This window comes from Glutamicibacter sp. V16R2B1 (assembly GCF_005774635.1).
GTDB classification, from domain to species: domain Bacteria; phylum Actinomycetota; class Actinomycetes; order Actinomycetales; family Micrococcaceae; genus Glutamicibacter; species Glutamicibacter creatinolyticus.
Map to the genome: position 1 here is coordinate 126,431 of NZ_VATX01000009.1, position 17,583 is coordinate 144,013.

15 protein-coding genes are annotated in these 17,583 nt (G+C 69.6%); 9 read left to right on the plus strand and 6 right to left on the minus strand.

The genetic code is table 11. From position 1 onward, the window contains the following. Positions 1–5: 5 nt before the first annotated feature. The 3 genes from hutG to FDN03_RS06190 form a co-directional block, all read right to left on the minus strand. Positions 6–944 (minus strand): formimidoylglutamase, encoded by a 939-nt coding sequence (gene hutG / locus FDN03_RS06180; RefSeq protein ID WP_138175110.1) that lies wholly within the window; start codon positions 942–944, stop codon positions 6–8. Beyond that, complete coding sequence (locus FDN03_RS06185; RefSeq protein WP_171021144.1) at positions 941–1,660, minus strand: IclR family transcriptional regulator C-terminal domain-containing protein; 720 nt, start codon at positions 1,658–1,660, stop codon at positions 941–943. The genes hutG and FDN03_RS06185 overlap by 4 nt, the downstream gene beginning before the upstream one ends. A 437-nt stretch (positions 1,661–2,097) precedes the next feature. Next, positions 2,098–2,787 (minus strand): phosphatase PAP2 family protein, encoded by a 690-nt coding sequence (locus tag FDN03_RS06190; RefSeq protein WP_171021145.1) that lies wholly within the window; start codon positions 2,785–2,787, stop codon positions 2,098–2,100. A gap of 90 nt (positions 2,788–2,877) precedes the next feature. Here FDN03_RS06190 and FDN03_RS06195 point away from each other — a divergent pair, with 90 nt between their 5' ends. The 7 genes from FDN03_RS06195 to FDN03_RS06225 all read left to right on the plus strand — a co-directional run bounded on the left by FDN03_RS06195 (position 2,878) and on the right by FDN03_RS06225 (position 11,809). Next, on the plus strand, positions 2,878–3,336 hold the full coding sequence (locus FDN03_RS06195; RefSeq protein WP_171021146.1) for a 23S rRNA (pseudouridine(1915)-N(3))-methyltransferase RlmH: 459 nt from the start codon (positions 2,878–2,880) through the stop codon (positions 3,334–3,336). Positions 3,337–3,430: 94 nt separating this feature from the next. Further along, the gene (locus tag FDN03_RS06200) at positions 3,431–3,901 is read left to right on the plus strand and encodes a hypothetical protein (protein ID WP_138175116.1); all 471 of its coding nucleotides are present in this window, start codon (positions 3,431–3,433) and stop codon (positions 3,899–3,901) included. Continuing rightward, positions 3,885–4,190 (plus strand): transcriptional regulator, encoded by a 306-nt coding sequence (locus FDN03_RS06205; RefSeq protein ID WP_138175118.1) that lies wholly within the window; start codon positions 3,885–3,887, stop codon positions 4,188–4,190. Before FDN03_RS06200 ends, FDN03_RS06205 begins: the two co-directional genes overlap by 17 nt. A gap of 58 nt (positions 4,191–4,248) precedes the next feature. After that, a complete protein-coding gene (locus tag FDN03_RS06210; RefSeq protein WP_138175120.1) occupies positions 4,249–8,910 on the plus strand; it encodes an ATP-dependent helicase in 4,662 nt (1,553 codons plus the stop codon). A 71-nt stretch (positions 8,911–8,981) separates the two neighbouring features. Then, the gene (locus tag FDN03_RS06215; protein WP_138175122.1) at positions 8,982–9,794 is read left to right on the plus strand and encodes a DNA-formamidopyrimidine glycosylase family protein; all 813 of its coding nucleotides are present in this window, start codon (positions 8,982–8,984) and stop codon (positions 9,792–9,794) included. Between the two features lie 11 nt (positions 9,795–9,805). Further along, the gene (locus FDN03_RS06220; protein WP_171021150.1) at positions 9,806–10,819 is read left to right on the plus strand and encodes a pseudouridine synthase; all 1,014 of its coding nucleotides are present in this window, start codon (positions 9,806–9,808) and stop codon (positions 10,817–10,819) included. A 105-nt stretch (positions 10,820–10,924) separates the two neighbouring features. Next, complete coding sequence (locus FDN03_RS06225) at positions 10,925–11,809, plus strand: hypothetical protein (protein ID WP_138175126.1); 885 nt, start codon at positions 10,925–10,927, stop codon at positions 11,807–11,809. Positions 11,810–11,818: 9 nt separating this feature from the next. On the opposite strand, the gene FDN03_RS06230 is transcribed toward FDN03_RS06225, so the two are convergent. Both FDN03_RS06230 and FDN03_RS06235 read right to left on the minus strand, forming a co-directional pair. After that, positions 11,819–12,595: an SDR family NAD(P)-dependent oxidoreductase gene (locus FDN03_RS06230; protein WP_138175128.1), complete on the minus strand. Its 777-nt coding sequence runs from the start codon at positions 12,593–12,595 to the stop codon at positions 11,819–11,821. Positions 12,596–12,755: 160 nt separating this feature from the next. Next, a complete protein-coding gene (locus tag FDN03_RS06235) occupies positions 12,756–14,201 on the minus strand; it encodes an MDR family MFS transporter (RefSeq protein ID WP_138175130.1) in 1,446 nt (481 codons plus the stop codon). Positions 14,202–14,400: 199 nt separating this feature from the next. On the opposite strand from FDN03_RS06235, the gene FDN03_RS06240 reads away from it, so the two are divergent. Next, entirely contained in the window at positions 14,401–14,940 is a 540-nt protein-coding gene (locus tag FDN03_RS06240) for an NUDIX hydrolase family protein (protein ID WP_054821910.1), read from the plus strand. Positions 14,941–15,018: 78 nt separating this feature from the next. On the opposite strand, the gene FDN03_RS06245 is transcribed toward FDN03_RS06240, so the two are convergent. Beyond that, positions 15,019–16,104 (minus strand): FUSC family protein, encoded by a 1,086-nt coding sequence (locus tag FDN03_RS06245; protein WP_171021147.1) that lies wholly within the window; start codon positions 16,102–16,104, stop codon positions 15,019–15,021. Positions 16,105–16,275: 171 nt separating this feature from the next. Between FDN03_RS06245 and tgt the strand changes: the two genes are divergently transcribed. Beyond that, positions 16,276–17,568, plus strand: coding sequence for a tRNA guanosine(34) transglycosylase Tgt (tgt, locus tag FDN03_RS06250; RefSeq protein WP_138175134.1), 1,293 nt, complete (start codon positions 16,276–16,278; stop codon positions 17,566–17,568). The last annotated feature ends 15 nt before the right edge of the window (positions 17,569–17,583 follow it).

A 17,583-nucleotide genomic window follows, 5' to 3' on the forward strand; every position in this document is an offset into this window, starting at 1 on the left:
GATGTCTACCCTCGGTTCAGGATCAGGTCGTTGAGCAGCCGGGCGCCCGTGCGGGCGGTGCGCTGGTCAATGTCAAAGAGCGGGTTCAGCTCCGCAATGTCCGCGTGCATGAGCTTGTTGCTGCCGGCCGCGGCGAGCACCACCTCGCGCACCACCTCCAGCCCGATGCCGAATCCGGCCGGGGCGCTGACTCCCGGGGCGACGCTGGCCGGCAGCGCGTCCAGGTCGATGGTCAGGTACAGGTGGTCCACCGAGTCGGCGAAGTCGGTGACAAAGCCGCGCACCCCATCCAGGTTCCCCAGGTGGCATTCGGTGTCCAGCAGCACCTCAACGCCCAGGCTGCGGGCGTAGTCGAAGAGCTTGCGGGTATTGGAGGCCTCGCTGATGCCCACCGCGGCGTAGCGGAAGTCCCGGCCGGCGTCCTGCTGTGCCCGGGCGATCTGGGCGAACCCGGTGCCGGAGCTGGCCAGCGGCTCGTCGCGCAGGTCAAAGTGGGCGTCGATGTTCACGATGCCCAGGCTCCAGGGCGCCTCATCGCCCAGGGCCCGGGCCAGCCCGCGGTAGCTGGCGAACGTGATTTCATGTCCGCCGCCCAGGCCCACGGTGAAGTGTCCCTCGCTGAGCAGGGTGGCCAACGCGGCGGCGAAGGCCTCCTGACCGGCCTCCAGCCCCTGGCCCTGGACTTCAATGTCTCCGGCGTCGTAGAGCCTTAGCGGTTCGTGCAGGGCCAGCGAGGACAGGGCGGTGCGCAGTGAGGCGGCACCCGTGCGGGCCCCGGTGCGGCCCTTGTTGCGCCGCACGCCCTCGTCGCTGGCAAAGCCGAGCAACGCGGTGCCCGCGTCGGCACCGGGTTGCCACGGGGTGATGGTGTTGTGCCATCGGGCGTTCTGGGGTCCGGGCCCGTCATCGCGTCCGGACCAGCCCTGGGGCTGTTTCCAAGTCATTTAATTCCTCCACTCAGGTTCATCGCAGTGCGGCGGGTTTGCTCGATCAGGTGGGCGCGGCGCTGCTGGCTGCGCTGGATGGGAGCCATCAGGGTGACCACACCCTGCAGTTCCCCGGCGCCGTCAAGCACCGGGGCGCTGACTCCCCAGATGCCTTCGTCCAGTTCCCCGGCGCTTTGGGCGTAGCCGGCGGCCTGGGCGGCCGCGCAGGCGGCGTCGATGCGCTCGCGGTCGGTCTCGGCCAGGGCATGGAAGTCAAAGATCTCCGCCCGGGATGCGGGCGGAAGCTGGGCCAGCAGTGCGGTGGCGCTGGCCCCGAAGGTCAGCGGCTGGGAGGCGCCCACCGTGTAGCTGCAGCGCAGCGCCCGGGCCGCCTCCACCGATTCCACGCAGACCGCCTCGGCGCCGTGGGCGACCATGAACGCGGCCAGCTCCCCGGTGTCCTGGCTGAGCTGGCGCAGGTAGGGGGTGATTGTCCCGGTCATCATGGTGGTGTCGCGGTAGCGTTCGGCCAGCTGCACGGCCACCGGGCCGGCCCCGTAGTGCCGCGAGGAGGTCTTGTGCACGAAGCCGGAGGTCACCAGGTCATCCAGCAGCCGGTAGACCGAGCTGACCGGAATCTGGGACAACTCGGACAGCTCCTTAACGGTCGCCTGGGGAACCTTGGCCAACGCCGCGAGGATCCACAGGACCCGAGCGGTCTGCGAATCGGACACTTTTCTTACGTACATAACACCTTTGCCGGGGGCCCGGGGCTGCGGGCCACGATCTGTTCACCACCCGATTCAAGGCAGGTGGAATCAGGCGCAGTCACCCATTGTTCTTTCCACCGCGGCGGTGGAGCAAGTCGAAATTCTCACCGCATGAGAATGCCGCAGGGAAAATTCCCGGGAGCTGGAAAAGAGTGAGCTGGCTTAACCGTGTCCGCAAAGGACACCGCACGCGCGGGCCGCAGCGCGGCCCATGGGTCCCTGATCGGCGCGAATCCAACGTTTTTATGTGACGGAGCAGGCCCCGCCGCGTGGCCGCGGCAACATCCGCGGCGGAAAATCCGACGATCTCGCTCGTCGCTTTAATGTGCCGCGAGTCTCAACAAGCCGTCGGTTCTTTGATACATTTCTCACAACTTGAAATGATCGTTGGCACACAGGAATTATCGGCGAATGCGCTTCGAGGGGACAAAGTAGTAGTGCAGGATGGCCACCACCGCAGCCCAGCCAACCCCGATCACGAAGCCGACCACGACATCGGAGAGCCAGTGGTGGCCCAGGTAGATCCGGGAGAAGCCCATCGCCAGCACGAAGAGCGCGGCCAGCGAGGCAATCAGGTAGGCGTAGCGGCGCAGCCCGTAGACGATGGCCAGGTAGGCGGCGATGCCGATCAGCGCGGCGGCGTTCAGCGTGTGGCCGCTGGGAAAGGAAAAGGAACCGGGGGGTTCCGGGCCCCCGGGGATCCCGTCGGGCCTGATCACTTCGTGCCGTCCCTTGAGGATCGTGGTGAGCAGGACGGAAACCAGCGCGGTGAAGCCCACGGTGGCCAGCGGCCAGAAGCTGCGCGTAAACCAGCACAACAGCGCGGTCACCAACACCATGGTGGCGGTCATCCCCGGGGTGGACCCCCACCAATACAACCCATGGGCCAGGGCCGCCAGCGCCGGGTCCTGGTGCTCCAGCACCCACTGCTGCACCGGGGCGTCAAAATCCTGCACCCAGCCACCCGCGCCAAGGGAAACCACCACACGGCGGGTGAAGTAGAACATGGCGACGATCAGGCCCAGCACCACCCACAGCGCCCGGGCTGCGCCGGTGCGCTGGCCGGGCCGGAAATACCACGAGGATCGCATGGCTTCCATCGTAGTCTTCGCCCCCGCCCCGGTGCGTGCCCTGCGGCAGAAGTCAGCGGGTCACCGCCGGGGATGCGGGAGAATGGCGTCATGACAATCAAGGTGCTGGCAGTTGGGAAAAAGCATGAGTCCTGGGTCACCGAGGGCATCGGGCGCTATGAGAAGCGGCTGAAGAAGCCCTTCAACCTGTCCTGGCAGCTGCTGAGCCATTCCGCCCGCGACAACGAGGCGGCGCGCGCCGAGGAATCGACGCGCATCCTGGCCAAGGTGGCGCCCGGCGACTTCGTGGTGCTGCTTGATGAGCGTGGGCGCAACGTCGATTCGCCGGCCCTGGCCAACACGCTGCGCGCCCCGATCGACGCCGGCCGCAATGTGGTGGTGGTCATCGGCGGGGCCTACGGGGTGGACTCCACGGTCCACGACCGCGCGGATTTCACCTGGTCGCTGTCCAAGCTGGTCTTTCCCCACCAGCTGGTCCGGCTGATCCTCACCGAACAGCTCTACCGGGCCCAGGACATCCTGGCCGGCGGCAAGTACCACCACGTCTAGACTTCCGGCCCCCATCAGTGCCCCTGGCGATGGCACCCGGTTGACTTTCCATACCGGAAAGACAAGACTTTCCACAACGGAAAGAGAGCGGCTCATGCATGGATCCACGGGCTCCGGCCGAGCTCCGGCGCAGTCCGCGGCCGAGCTGTTGGCACTGGCCGATGACGCCGCGGCGAACATGGTGCGCACCAGCGCTGCCCCCCGGGGCCTGCTGGCGCTGCTGGGGGCCTGGGTGGCAACCCTGCTCAGCCTGCGGCACGTCGCCCCGCCGGGGCTGCTGATCGTCCTGGCCAGCCTGCTGCTGCCCCTGGCCCTGTGGTGCCTGCTCCACTACCGCCGCCGCCCGCGGCCCCGCCGGCTGGTGGAGAATGACGGCGCCTACGCCGGCTATTTCCTGTTCGGCCTGCTGGCGCTGGCAGGGCTGCAGTTCTGGGAAGCCCTGGGCCCCATCGCGATCACGGCGAAGTGGCTCAGCGTCTTCGCCGTGTTCTGGTTCTGCCAGCAGCGCATGCGCCGGGCGCTGGCGCTGGCCCGGCAGAAGGACGCCCATGAGCACCCCCACTGAACCACAAGGATTCGATGCGCTGATCCACGCCCCGATACGGCTGCGCATCTGCGCGAGCCTGACCCCGGTCCAGTGGGCCGAATTCGCCCAGCTGCGCGACCTGCTGGGCATCACCGATTCGGTATTGAGCAAGCACCTGCGGCAGCTGGACGCCGCCGGCTACCTCCGGGCCGAGCGTTTCAGCCGCGCCGGGCGCAGCCACACGCGCCTGAGCCTCAGCGCCGCCGGACGCGCCGCCTATGTGGGGCACCTGGCGGCGCTGCGCGAAATCACCGGGACCACCCGGTGACCGCGCCCCGGCTCCGGTTCCCGCCAAACCCGTCGGTCCCAGGTCCTAAGATCGAACCATGAGCGAAATCCTTTCGCGTTTTGGCGCCCCGACCCGCAAATGGTTCACCGATGTCTTCCGGGAACCCACCGCGGCCCAAAACGGCGCCTGGGACTCGATCTCCCGGGGCAACCACACGCTGGTGATCGCCCCGACCGGCTCGGGCAAGACGCTGGCCGCGTTCCTGTGGGCCCTGGACTCGCTGCTGAACACCGCCGCCGGCGCCCCGGCGCTGCCCGGGCTGCCGCAGCCGCCCAGCGGCGGCGGCACCCGTGTGCTCTACATTTCCCCGCTGAAGGCCCTGGGCGTGGATGTGGAACGCAACCTGCGTTCCCCGTTGGCCGGGATCAGGGCCACCGCGCACGATCTGGGCATCAGCCAGCCGGCGGTGAGCGTGGGCATCCGTTCCGGGGACACCCCGGCCGCCGAACGCCGCCAGCTGGTGAAGAACCCGCCGGACATCCTGATCACCACCCCCGAATCGCTGTACCTGATGCTCACCAGCCAGGCCCGCAGCACGCTGGCCACCGTGCAGACGGTGATCATTGACGAGGTCCATGCCCTGGCCGCGACCAAGCGCGGCACCCACCTGGCCCTGTCCCTGGAGCGGCTGGATGCGCTGCTGGGCACCCCGGCCCAGCGCATCGGGCTGTCGGCGACCGTGGAACCCCCCGAGGAGGTGGCCCGCTTCCTGGGCGGCACCCGGCCGGTGAACATTGTGCGCCCGCCGGCGGCCAAGCAGTGGGAGCTGTCGGTGCGGGTGCCGGTGCAGGACATGACCGACCTGCCGGCCGCGGCCGCCGCCCACGACCTGGGGCCTGGCTCCTCCCCCACCGCCGGGGCCAGCATCTGGCCGCACGTGGAGAACCAGCTGGTGGATTTGGTGCTGGCCAACCAGTCCACGATCATCTTCGCCAACTCGCGCCGCCTGGCCGAGCGGCTGACCGGCCGGCTCAACGAGCTCTACGCCGAACGCGAGGGCTTCACCCCGGATCCGGCGCAGCCGGCCGGCACCCCGGCGGTACTGATGGCCCAGGCCGGTTCCAGCGCTGGCAGCGACCCGGCCGCCCCCATCCTGGCCCGCGCCCACCACGGTTCGGTGTCCAAGGACACCCGCGCGGTGATTGAGGAGGACCTGAAGCTGGGGCGGCTGCGCGCCGTGGTGGCCACCAGCTCCCTGGAGCTGGGCATCGACATGGGGCTGGTGGACCTGGTGATCCAGGTGGAGTCGCCGAACTCGGTCTCCTCCGGGCTGCAGCGGGTGGGCCGTGCCGGGCACCAGGTCGGCTCCGTCTCCCGCGGCGTGTTCTACCCCAAGCACCGGGCGGACCTGCTGTCCACCGCGCTGGTGGTCACCCGGATGCGCACCGGGCAGATCGAGAAGATGACGGTGCTGGCCAACCCGCTGGACGTGCTGGCCCAGCAGACCCTGGCCGCGGTCGCCCTGGCGGACTTGGGCGTGGAATCCTGGTTTGACACGGTGCGCCGCTCCGCCCCCTACGCGCAGCTGCCGCGCAGCGCCTACCTGGCCACCCTGGACATGCTCTCGGGCAAGTACCCCTCCGATGAGTTCGCCACCCTCAAGCCCCGGATCATCTGGGACCGGGATGCCGGGACCCTCTCCGCCCGTCCCGGGGCCCAGCGCCTGGCGGTCATCTCCGGGGGCACCATCCCGGACCGCGGGCTGTTCGGGGTGTTCCTGGCCGGGGCCGAGGACTCCAAGGCCCCGAAGCGGGTGGGTGAACTGGATGAGGAGATGGTCTACGAGTCCCGGGTGGGCGACGTGTTCGCGCTGGGGGCCACCAGCTGGCGGATCGAGGACATCACCCATGACCGGGTGCTGGTCTCCCCGGCGTTCGGCCAGCCGGGCAAGCTGCCCTTCTGGCACGGGGACGGGCAGGGCCGGCCCATCGAGCTGGGCCGGGAGCTGGGGCGCTTCACCACCGGGCTGCTGGCCGCCGAGGAGCCCGCGGCCCTGGCCCGGCTGCGCGGGCAGGGCCTGGACGAGTACGCGGCGAACAACCTGCTCAGCTACCTGCAGGAGCAGAAGCAGGCCACCGGCACCGTGCCGAGCCACACCACCTTTGTCGTTGAGCGTTTTGTCGACGAGCTCGGGGACTGGCGGGTGATGCTGCACTCCCCGCTGGGGCTGAGCGTGCACGCCCCCTGGGCGCTGGCGATCGGGGCGCGGATCCGCGAACGCTGGGGCCTGGACGCCTCGGCGATGGCCGCCGATGACGGGATCGTGCTGCGCATCCCGGCCATGGATGACGAGCCGCCGGGCGCCGAGCTGTTCACCTTCGCCGATGATGAGATCGTGGACGCGGTCACCTCCCAGGTGGCCAACTCGGCGCTGTTTGCCGCCCGGTTCCGGGAGTGCGCGGCCCGGGCCCTGCTGCTGCCGCGGATCAACCCGGCCAAGCGCACCCCGCTGTGGCAGCAGCGCCAGCGGGCCAGCCAGCTGCTGGATGTGGCGCGCAAGTACCCGGATTTCCCGATCATCCTGGAAACCGTGCGCGAATGCCTCAATGACGTGTACAACCTGCCGGCGCTGGTGCAGGTGCTCAAGGATCTGGGCAGCCGCGGCATCCGGATGGTGGAGGTGCAGACCCCCACCCCCTCCCCCTTCGCCCAGTCGCTGCTGTTCGGCTACGTGGCCCAGTTCCTCTACGAGTCCGACGCCCCGCTGGCCGAACGCCGCGCCGCGGCGCTGAGCCTGGACCCGGTGCTGCTCGGTGAACTGCTGGGCCGCAACGACGTGCGCGAGGTGCTGGACGCCGAGGTGATCCGCCAGTACGAGGCGCAGCTGCAGCACCTGGCCCCGCAGCGGCGGCTGCGCGGCATGGAGGGGGCCGCGGACCTGCTGCGCCTGCTCGGCCCGCTCACCGCCGAGCAGCTGGCCCGGCGCCTGGCGGACCCCCGTGATGAGCGGGAGCCGCTGCAGGCGGCGGCCGCCGGGATGCACGCCGAGTCGCTGCTCGCCGCCCGCCGGGTGTTCCCGCTGCGCCGCGGCGGGCAGAACGCGTATGCGGCCATCGAGGACGCCGGCAAGCTGCGCGACGCGCTGGGCACCCCGCTGCCGCCGGGGATCCCGCAGGCGTTCCTGGAGCCGGCCAGCAACCCGGTCGAGGACCTGGTCTCCCGCTACGCCCGCACCCACGGGCCGTTCACCCCGGCCGAGGCGGGCAGCGCACTGGGCCTGGGCGTGGCGGTGGTGCGGGCGGTGCTCGACGCGCTGGTGGCCGCCGGGCGCCTGGCCACCGGGGCGTTCCGCCCCCTGGAGATTGTGCCCGAGGGGGTCAGCGGCGATGAGTACTGCGACATCCAGGTGCTGCGCACCATCCGGACCCGTTCGCTGGCTGCGCTGCGCGCCGAGGTTGAGCCGGTGGACCAGCCCACCTTCGCCCGGTTCCTGCCGGTCTGGCAGCAGGTGGGCTCCCAGCTGGAGGGCGCCGACGGGCTCTATGAGGCCATCGGCCAGCTCACCGGCGCCCAGGTGCCGGCCAGCGCCCTGGAATCCCTGGTGCTGCCGGCACGGGTGAAAAACTACACCGGCGCCGCGCTGGATGAGCTGACCAGTTCCGGTGATGTGCTGATTGCCGGGGCGGGGGCCGCCGGCGGCAAGGACGGCTGGCTGGCGCTGCACACGGCCGAGCACGCCAGCTTGACCCTGCCGCCGGGGGACCGCAGCGAACTGGACGCGTTCGCGCTGCGCCTGCTGGAGCGGTTCGAGAGCACCGGCGCCTACTTTGTGGAGGAGCTGGCCGCCTGGATGACCGAGGAGGACAACGCGCCCCCGTCCCTGTCCCAGGTCGGTGACGCGTGCTGGCAGCTGTTCTGGGCCGGCTTCATCAGCCCGGACACCCTGTCCCCGGTGCGCGGCTATCTGGCCGGGGGCAGCACCGCGCACAAGATCGCCAAGCCCCCGCCGCGGGCCCGCGCGGCACGGCTGAACCGGCTCTCCGGACTCACCCGGCTGGCCGGCAGCCCGGCCGCGCCGCACGCCCCGGCGCGTTCGGGCGGGGCCCGCTGGAGCCGGCTGCCCGAGCCGGTGGCCGATCCGACCATCCGCTCCCATGCCGCCGCGGAGGTGCTGCTGGAACGCTACGGGGTGGTGACCCGCGGCTCGGTCGCCGCCGAACAGGTGCCCGGCGGCTTCGGCACCCTGTACCGGGTGCTGGGCAAGCTGGAGGAGGCCGGGCATACGCGGCGCGGCTACTTCATCGAGAAGCTCGGCGCCGCCCAGTTCGCCTCCGCCAACACCATCGACCGGCTGCGTTCCTTCCAACTGGAAACCCAGACCCCGCGGCGCCAACCGCGCATCCTGGTGCTGGCGGCCACCGACCCGGCCAACCCGTACGGGGCCGCCCTGCCCTGGCCGGCCACCGAGACCGGGCACCGGCCCGGGCGCAAGGCCGGGGCGCTGGTGGGGCTGATCGACGGGGAGCTGGCCTTCTACCTGGAACGCGGTGGACGCACCGTGCTCAGCTTCGGCTCCTGGCCGGCCGAGCACCTGGCGGCCCTGGGCGCCAGGCTGGTGGCCACCTTGCGCACCGCGGCGGTGGAAAAGATTGCCATCGCCACCGTCAACGGGCTCCCCGTGCTTGAGGACCCGCTGGCCCAGGCGCTGCTGCAGGCCGGTTTCTACAGCACCCCGCAGGGAATCCGTTTCCGGCGCTAACCCGACCACGGCGCCGGCCGGGACCCGACGCGACCCGGCCGGCGCTTCCCGATGCAGGAGGAAGAGCAACAATGCCCGAAGGAGATTCGGTCTACCGCCTGGCGCGGCGCATGCGCACGGCCCTTGAGGGGCAGGTGCTGCGCTCCACCGAATTCCGGGTGCCGCAGCTGGCCACCACCAACCTGGCCGGGTACCGGGTGACCGAGGTGGTTCCGCGCGGCAAGCACCTGCTGCTGCGCCTGCACAACCCGGACAGTGAGCAGCCGACGCTGAGCCTGCATTCACACCTGATGATGGAGGGGCGCTGGGACTTCTACGTTCCCGGCGAGCGCTTCAAGCGCCCGGCCCATACCGCCCGGGTGATCCTTCGCACCGAGTCGGCGGACGTGGTCGGCTACGACATCCAGCAGCTGCGCCTGGTGCCCACCGACCGGGAATCCGAGTTGGTGGGCCACCTGGGACCTGATCTGCTGGGCCCGGACTGGGACCCCGGGCTGGCGGCGGAGAACCTGCGCTGCGACCCGCGGCGCACCATCGGCACCGCGCTGCTGGACCAGCGCCTGCTGGCCGGCCTGGGCAACATCTACCGCTGTGAGGTGCTGTTTTTGACCCGGCTGCACCCGTTGACCCCGTGCGGGCAGGTGGCGCAGCTGGATCAGGTGGTGGCCATGTCCCACCGGCTGATTCAGGCGAACAAGGACCGCGGGCGGCGGGTCACCACCGGCACCGCCCGCACCCGGGACCCGTTCTGGGTCTACGGGCGGGCCGGCAAACCGTGCCTGCGCTGCGGCACCGGGATCCGGTTGCTGAAGCTGGCCGAGGAATCCGGGCAGCACGAACGAGACTGCTATTACTGCCCGCACTGCCAACAGCTGGAACAATAGAACCCATGGCAATGCTCTCCCCGCTACCGGTGCGCAACGGCGTGAACGCCACCCGGCTGCGCCTGCCCGGCTCCGGCCCGTGGCCCACCGTGGCCGATTACCTGCTCGAACGCTTCGGGCATGTTGACCCGGCGGGTATCTTGCGCCGTTTCCAGGACGGGGAGATCGTGGGGCTGGGCGGGCAGCCGCTGGATGCCGGCACACCGTTGGGGCGTCACGACTTCATCTGGTATTACCGCTCCCTGCCGGAAGAGGAGCCGATCCCGTTCCAGGCGCGGATCCTGCACCAGGACGAGCACCTGATCGCGGTGGACAAGCCGCATTTCCTGCCCACCACCCCGGGCGGACGGTTCATCCAGCAGTCCGCGCTGGTGCGCCTGCGCAACCAGACGGGGATCGATGAGCTGGTGCCGATGCACCGGCTGGACCGGGCCACCGCGGGGGTGATCCTCTTTGCGGTCAACCCGCAGACCCGCGGCGCCTACCAGAGCCTGTTTGAACGCCGCGAAATCCGCAAGGGCTACCAGGCGGTGGTTCCGCTGGCCCCCGGGCCCGGACTGGAAACCGGGAAGGTGCTGCAGGCCGGGGACATCATCGCCGAACGCAGCCCCGCCCAGCTGCGCGAACTCATCGAGAGCCTGCCCCTGGACTTCGCCAACCGGATGACCAAGGTCAAGGGCCAGCTGCGCTCCATCGTGCAGGACGGCGAGCCCAATGCCCGCACCCGAATCAGCCTGGCCGCCCTGGGGCGCAGTGCCGGGCACTTCAGCGGCCTTCCGGTGGCGCTGCTGGACCTGGATCCACTGACCGGCAAGACCCATCAGCTGCGGGTCCACCTGGCCTCGCTGGGCCTGGGCATCATCAATGACGCGTTCTACCCCAGGCTGTGGGACCTGGCCCCGGATGACTACGACCGTCCGCTGCAGCTGCTGGCCAAGTCCATTGCGTTCACCGACCCGCTCAGCGGCCAGGCGCGCAGTTTCACCTCCCAACAGCAGCTGCTGGAGGCCCCACCGGCAGCGTGAGCCGCCGGGCGCTTCCCGCCGGGCGCTGGTCAGGGCCGGGCATTCCTCCTAGGCTGGGTGGCACAGCCGCGGGCGGCTCCGCCCGCCCGGGAAGCGAGGTCCGTCATGAGCAGCGACGCAGCCGGTCCCGCCGGCGGCAGCGCGGTTCCGTTGCCCTACGCGGCCCCGGCCCTGCGCACCGACCCGCCGGTGGAGGCGCTGGATCACTACCGGTTGGGGGTGCAGCTGCTGGCCACCGTGTTGTTTGCGCTCAGCGTCCTGACGCTGGGCGCCGCCGGCGTGGCACGCACCGCGACCGCCCTGTGGAGCACCGGTGCCAGCCAGGTGGCGGTTTGGCCGGTCCTGGCGTTCGCGGTGTTCGGGGCCGGGCTCTTTGCGCTGCTGCCCACCCAGCGCAGCGCCCGTCGGCAGCGGGCGGCCGGCCCGCTGCTGGCCTGCACGGCAGCGCTGTTCGGCTGCAGCCAGGTGTTGGCGGCCGCGTTCCTGCCGTGGACGGCGGTGGTCGCGGCAGTGGCGACCACGGGGGCCGCGGCCCTGGGATTGCGGGAGCTGAATCGGCACACCGCCGGCAACCTCACCGAGCGGCTGGGCACCGATGTGCCGTTGGGGCTGCTGACCGGTTACGGGCTGGTCTTCACCACCGAGCTGTTCTTCTCCGCCACGCAATGGAACGAGCAGGCGTGGGCGGGGCTGGTGGCGGTCCTGGTGCTGGCCGTGCTGGGCGCGGCCGCCGCCCACGGTGAACGGGGGCGGCATTCGGTGGCCATGGGCTTCCTTGCCGGGATGCTGCCGGTGGCCCTTGGCCAGTGGCGGGACCCCGGGCTTTCATGGTGGTTGCCCGTCAGCACCGCCCTGGGCGCCGTGATCGTGCTGATCGCCGCCGAGACCCGACGTCACCAGGTCACGCACGCCGAGCACCGGGCCGCCCGGCACCACGCTTCCCACCCCGCCGACCCCGGGAGCACCTTGCCGGAAGATTCCTCGGGGTAGAACCGCCCCCTACTTCGGCGCCATCCGAATCGCGCCGTCCAACCGGATGATTTCCCCGTTCAGCATCGGGTTGGCCACGATGTGGCTCACCAGCGCGGCATATTCCTGCGGCTTGCCCAGCCGGGAAGGGTGCGGCACCTGGGCGCCGAGCGAATCCTGGGCGGCCTGCGGCAGCCCGGACATCATCGGGGTTTCGAAAATCCCCGGGGCAATGGTCATCACCCGAATCTGGTGGCGGGCCAGTTCACGGGCCAGCGGCAGGGTCATGGCCGCCACCGCCCCCTTGGACGCCGCGTAGGCCGGCTGGCCGATCTGCCCGTCGAATGCGGCCACCGAGGCGGTGTTGACGATGACCCCGCGTTCGCTGGTGCCCTGCTCGTCCTGCAGCGCATCGGTTTGGCTGATGGCCTCGGCCGCCAGCCGGATGACGTTGAAGGTGCCGATGGTGTTGATTTCCAGGACCTTGGCGAACTTTTCCAGCGGCAGCACCCCCTCACGGCCCAGCACCTTGCCCGGGGTGGCCACCCCGGCGCAGTTGACCACGATGCGCAGCGGCCCACGCGCGGCGGCGGCCTGTACGGCCGCCTGCACCTGCTCGGCGCTGGTCACGTCGGCCGCGCAGTAGCTGACCTCCGCCCCGATCTGCGCGGCAAGCTCATCCCCGTCCTCCCGCGGCAAGTCCAGCACCACGACCTTGGCCCCGGCCTCGGCCAGGGTCTGGGCGGTGGCCCGCCCCAATCCCGACAGGCCGCCGCTGACCAGTGCCACCGCATTCTTGATTTGCATCCGCTACCCCTCCGCCGTCGTGGCGACCACCGACATTCGGTTAATGCTCACTTACTGATGTGGTTTCGACTTCAGCCTAGTTCGGGACCGGCGGAAATTGAAGAGGCCGCATCCGGGCAAATCCCGGATGCGGCCTGCTCAGTAGGATCCACGCGCTTGGCTAGTGGGTGGACAGGGCGCCCTCCTCGGCAACCGGCGCCTGCTGCCTGCCGCCCAGCAGGAACCCGATGACGATGACGCCGATGCCGCAGACCACCCCGACGCTGAAACCGGCGGAGAAGCCCTGGATGGTCGCATCCAGCTCATCCACGCCGGCGGCGGCGCGCGCACCGGTGGTGGCGGCGACCACGCCCACCACCAGGGCGGTGCCCATGGCCCCGCCCAGCTGCTGCAGCGTGGAGAGCACCGCCGAACCATGCGAATGCAGGTGGTGCGGCAGCGGGTTCAGCGCGGTGGTGAACGCCGGGGTGAAGATCAGCGCCATGCCCAGGCTCATCACCAGGTGCATCACCACCAGCAGCCAGACCGGGGTCTGGGCATCGAGCACCAGCGCGTAGCCCAGCAGCACCGCGGTCAGGATCACCCCGCCGGGCACCAGCAGCGGCCGGGCACCGACCTTGTCGAACAGCCGGCCCACGAACGGGGCCAGCAGACCCATCAACAGCCCGCCGGGCAGCATGATCAGGCCGGTGGCCAGCGTGTCCAGGCCCAGCACCGAGGTGAAGAACATCGGCAGCAGGATGATGACCCCGAACAGGGCCACCATGGCAAAGACCATCAGCAGCAGCGAAAGCGTGAAGGGCCGGTAGGTGAACGAACGCAGATCCAGCAGCGCAGCATCGCGTTGCTGCAGGCGGGCCTGCAGCAGGGTGAAGGTCACCAGGCAGAGCACCGCCACTACCAGCACGGTGGCGTTCACGGCGTTCAGCCCCGCGGCCGAGAGCCGGCTCAGCCCGTACACCAGGCCGCCGAAGCCCGGCAAGGCCAACAGCAGGGAGGGCACCGACAGCGGGGTCTTGGAGCTCTGGGCGGTGGCATCCAGCCGTGGGGTGCCGATCAGCAGGGCCAGCACCGCCACCGGGATGATGACGATGAACATGAACCGCCAGGACAGGTACTGCAGGATCAGCCCGGACAGGGTCGGCCCGACCGCCGGGGCCACCGAGATCACGATGGACACGTTGCCCATCAGCACGCCGCGGCGCTCCGGGGGCACCAGGTCCAGGATGGTGGTCATCAGCAGCGGCATCATGATCGCGGTGCCGGAGGCCTGGATGATGCGGGCCCCCAGCAGCACCGAGAAGCCCGGGGCCAGCGCCGCCAGCGCGGTGCCCAGGGTGAACAGGCCCATGGCCAGCACGAAGGCCTGCCGGGTGCTCAGCTTTTGCAGCAGGAACCCGGTGGTGGGGATGACCACCGCCATGGTGAGCATGAAGATGGTGGTCAGCCATTGGATCGTGTCGGCGGTGACCTGGAATTCACCCATCAGCACGGGAAGGGCAACGTTCATGATCGTCTCGTTGAGGATGACCACGAAAGTCGAGACGATCAGCACCGCAATGGTGGTGAAGTTTTTGGCGCTCAGGCGCTCGGTGGCATTGGTCATCTTGGTCCCCGCTCGAGTGGATGGTCGCGTGGTTGAAAGGGCGGGCCCGACATCGCGCCGCAAGTGATTGAAGAATCCCAACAAGTTTACCGCCCTGCGCGGCTGCTGACTACCCCCGGAGGGTACCTTCGCCAGTGAGTTGCGCAACACCGGGTCAGCTTCTGTTCCATTCGCCCGGCTGTGGGAGAAGATGGGAAGTATGAACGTGCGCACACCTGACCCCTATCCGGGATGGCTGAGTGAAGAGGATCTTTACGAGGCCCGCCAACGCCTGCCCATGCTGTACGTGGAGGCGATCCCCGTCCGGCTGGACCCGCTGGGCTACGTCAACGAGGTGGGCCTGATGCTCACCGGGGACGGGGACGGGCGCATGCGCCGCACCTTCGTCTCCGGGCGGGTCATGTACCGCGAGACCATCCGGGCCGCGCTGATCCGCCACATTGAGAAGGACCTGGGCACCCTGGTGCTGCCGCAGCTGCCGGCCAGCCCGGTGCCGTTCACGGTCGCCGAATACTTCCCGGCCCCCAGCGAGACCGGGTTGACCGATGACCGCCAGCACGCGGTGGCCATGTGCTACATCGTGCCGGTGCGCGGGGAGTCAACCCCGCGCAAGGACGCCCTGGAACTGAGCTGGCTGTCACCCGCCGAGGCGCTGAGCAGCCAGATCCAGTCCGAGTTCGTGGGCGGACGGGAAAACATCCTGCGCCAGGCCATGGCCCACGTGGGCATCAACGTCTAACCCGACCGCCAATCCACCGCCCGCGCCGCCGCACCGGACCCCCGTCCTGCGGCGGTGCCGGCACCGAAGCGCCGGCGGCTATGCCTGCTCAGCGCGGCGACGCAGCAGCATCCGCCCGAAGGCGCTGCCGGCGAGCACGCCAATGATGCCCACCAGCGAGCCGATCACGGTCTCCACAATCCGGTCATACATCACGGCCGTGGACAACCCGGTCACCAGCGTGACCCCCACCAGGGCCAGCGGGGTGACGAAGATCTGCGCGAAGAAGTAGTTGCGCATCACCAGCACCTCGGTCATGAACTGGAACAGACCAATGCAGCCGACCAGCACCCACAGCGGCGGGTTGATCAGAATCAGCGCGGCCATCAGGATCATGCCCACCAAGGTGCCCAGCACACGGTGGATGCCGCGGCGCACCCGCAGCCGGGTGGTGTGCCCGGCCAACGGCACCACCGCGGCGACCATCGCCCAGTAGTTGTGCCCGGCCGCCAGCTGGCTGCCCACGATGTTGGCCAGCGCCCCGGCCGCACCGGCGGTCAGGATGTGGAAGAGTCCCTCCCACCAGATCGCCTTCTTCACGTTGTCCGACAACGGCGGCAACTTCGTGCGCTGCCAGACGTTCGCCCACTGGCCCACCGCCCCGGCCGCCCCGATCCCCACGGCCAGGGCCATGGTGGCCCCGGTGGCGATCAACGCATCGGCAAACGGCACCGGCTGCGGGATGGAGGCAATCGCGGCAAACGCGAAAATGTGGAACAGGGAACCGGCCGGACGCAACCGCAGCAGCCCAGCGAGCACCGAGCAGATCCCGGCCACCAGCGTGGTCGCCCCCACGATCTGCCAGGACTTCAGTTCCGGGTCATCGTGGGCCACCCACCAGGTGGACGCCGCCAGCGCCAGGGTGATGACCGCGAAGAACAGCAGCCCCGAGCGCACCTGCATGCGCAGCCGGTTCCAGTACCCGTCCACTCGGCCGTAGACGCCGGTGAACGCGCCGAAGACCACGAACACCATCAGATCCAGCCGGTCCACGAGCATCAGCACCAGCAGCGGCAGGAAGATTCCCAGCGCGGTGCGCAACCCGATCCAGTGGTCATTGCGGGCAGGGCCCAGCGTCACCAGCGACTTCAATGCTCCACGCAGTCCCGGCTGCTCCAAACCCACGCTGCCTCCCTTGCCCAACGACACCACCTGCGCCCACGGCCCCACCGCTTTCCGGCGGCCCGCGGCCTTCCGCTGTCCATTCTTGTCCGCTGCACCGCGCATTGCCTAGTTTGTTCCACGCCGCCACCTGTCGTTTTCCTCACGGGTGCGCGCATGCGGCACACTAGATAGGTGCCAGAAACAACTTTTGATCCCGCCGCCGCCCACCCCCAGCAAGCCGAGTTCTCCTTCCAGGTCGGCACCCGGCTGACGGACGGCGAGGGCAACACCCTGCCCGGGCGCACCGGAACCATCACCACCCCGCACGGGCAGATCAAGACTCCCGCGTTCATCGCGGTGGGCACCAAGGCCACGGTCAAGGCACTAACCCCGGTGCAGGTCCAGGAGCTGGGCGCCCAGGCGGTGCTGGCCAACGCCTACCACCTGTACCTGCAGCCCGGGGCGGACATCCTGGACGCCGCCGGCGGACTGGGCTCGTTCATGGGCTGGCAGGGCCCGACCTTCACCGACTCCGGGGGCTTCCAGGTGATGAGCCTGGGGTCGGGGTTCAAGAAGGTCATCGACATGAAGTCGGTGGACCAGTCCGGCCCGGATGATGCGGTGGCCCCCGGCAAGGAGCGCATGGCCAACGTGGACGAGGACGGGGTCTGGTTCAAATCCCACCTGGACGGGACCATGCACCGCTTCTCCCCGGAAATCTCCATGGGCGTGCAGCACCAGATCGGGGCGGACATCATGTTCGCCTTTGACGAGCTGACCACCTTGCAGAACTCGCGCGGCTACCAGGTCGAGTCTCTGGAGCGCACCCGGCGCTGGGCCGAACGCTGCATCGCCGAACATTTCCGGCTCACCGACGAGCGCAGCACCAAGCCCTACCAGGCCCTGTTCGGGGTCATCCAGGGCGCCCAGTACGAAGACCTGCGCCGCAAGGCCTGCCGGGACCTGGGGGCAATGGCCTTTGACGGGTTCGGCATCGGCGGGGCCCTGGAGAAGGAAAACCTGGGCACCATCGTGGGATGGTGCGCGCAGGAACTGCCCGAGGACAAGCCGCGGCACCTGCTGGGGATCTCCGAACCGGATGACATCTTCACCGCCATCGAAAACGGGGCCGACACCTTCGACTGCGTTTCCCCCACCCGGGTGGCGCGCAACTCGGCGTTCTACACGCCGCACGGCCGCTTCAACCTCTCCGGCGCCCGCTACAAGCGCGACTTCACCCCGCTGGTCGACGGCTGCACCTGCTACGCCTGCCAGCACTTCACCCGGGCCTACATCCACCACCTGTACAAGGCCAAGGAGCTGCTCAGCCACACGCTGATCTCGATCCACAATGAGCACTTCACCGTGAACCTGGTTGAATCCGCCCGCCAAGCGATCGAACAGGGCACGTTCTTCGAGTTCAAGGACGAGGTCATGGCCAAGTACTACGCCGGCAAACCCGACCCGCAGGGCCAGCCGGCCTAACGGCCTAACGGCCGG

What these genes read in the sequence shown, in the direction of transcription:
- FDN03_RS06215 (WP_138175122.1), top strand. Translation starts at nt 8,982, where the DNA reads ATGCCCGAAGGAGATTCGGTCTACCGCCTGGCGCGGCGCATGCGCACG.
- FDN03_RS06220 (WP_171021150.1), top strand. Translation starts at nt 9,806, where the DNA reads ATGCTCTCCCCGCTACCGGTGCGCAACGGCGTGAACGCCACCCGGCTG.
- FDN03_RS06240 (WP_054821910.1), top strand. Translation starts at nt 14,401, where the DNA reads ATGAACGTGCGCACACCTGACCCCTATCCGGGATGGCTGAGTGAAGAG.
- FDN03_RS06210 (WP_138175120.1), top strand. Translation starts at nt 4,249, where the DNA reads ATGAGCGAAATCCTTTCGCGTTTTGGCGCCCCGACCCGCAAATGGTTC.
- FDN03_RS06205 (WP_138175118.1), top strand. Translation starts at nt 3,885, where the DNA reads ATGAGCACCCCCACTGAACCACAAGGATTCGATGCGCTGATCCACGCC.
- FDN03_RS06200 (WP_138175116.1), top strand. Translation starts at nt 3,431, where the DNA reads ATGCATGGATCCACGGGCTCCGGCCGAGCTCCGGCGCAGTCCGCGGCC.
- FDN03_RS06195 (WP_171021146.1), top strand. Translation starts at nt 2,878, where the DNA reads ATGACAATCAAGGTGCTGGCAGTTGGGAAAAAGCATGAGTCCTGGGTC.
- FDN03_RS06235 (WP_138175130.1), bottom strand. Translation starts at nt 14,201, where the DNA reads ATGACCAATGCCACCGAGCGCCTGAGCGCCAAAAACTTCACCACCATT.
- hutG (WP_138175110.1), bottom strand. Translation starts at nt 944, where the DNA reads ATGACTTGGAAACAGCCCCAGGGCTGGTCCGGACGCGATGACGGGCCC.
- FDN03_RS06225 (WP_138175126.1), top strand. Translation starts at nt 10,925, where the DNA reads ATGAGCAGCGACGCAGCCGGTCCCGCCGGCGGCAGCGCGGTTCCGTTG.
- FDN03_RS06190 (WP_171021145.1), bottom strand. Translation starts at nt 2,787, where the DNA reads ATGCGATCCTCGTGGTATTTCCGGCCCGGCCAGCGCACCGGCGCAGCC.
- FDN03_RS06230 (WP_138175128.1), bottom strand. Translation starts at nt 12,595, where the DNA reads ATGCAAATCAAGAATGCGGTGGCACTGGTCAGCGGCGGCCTGTCGGGA.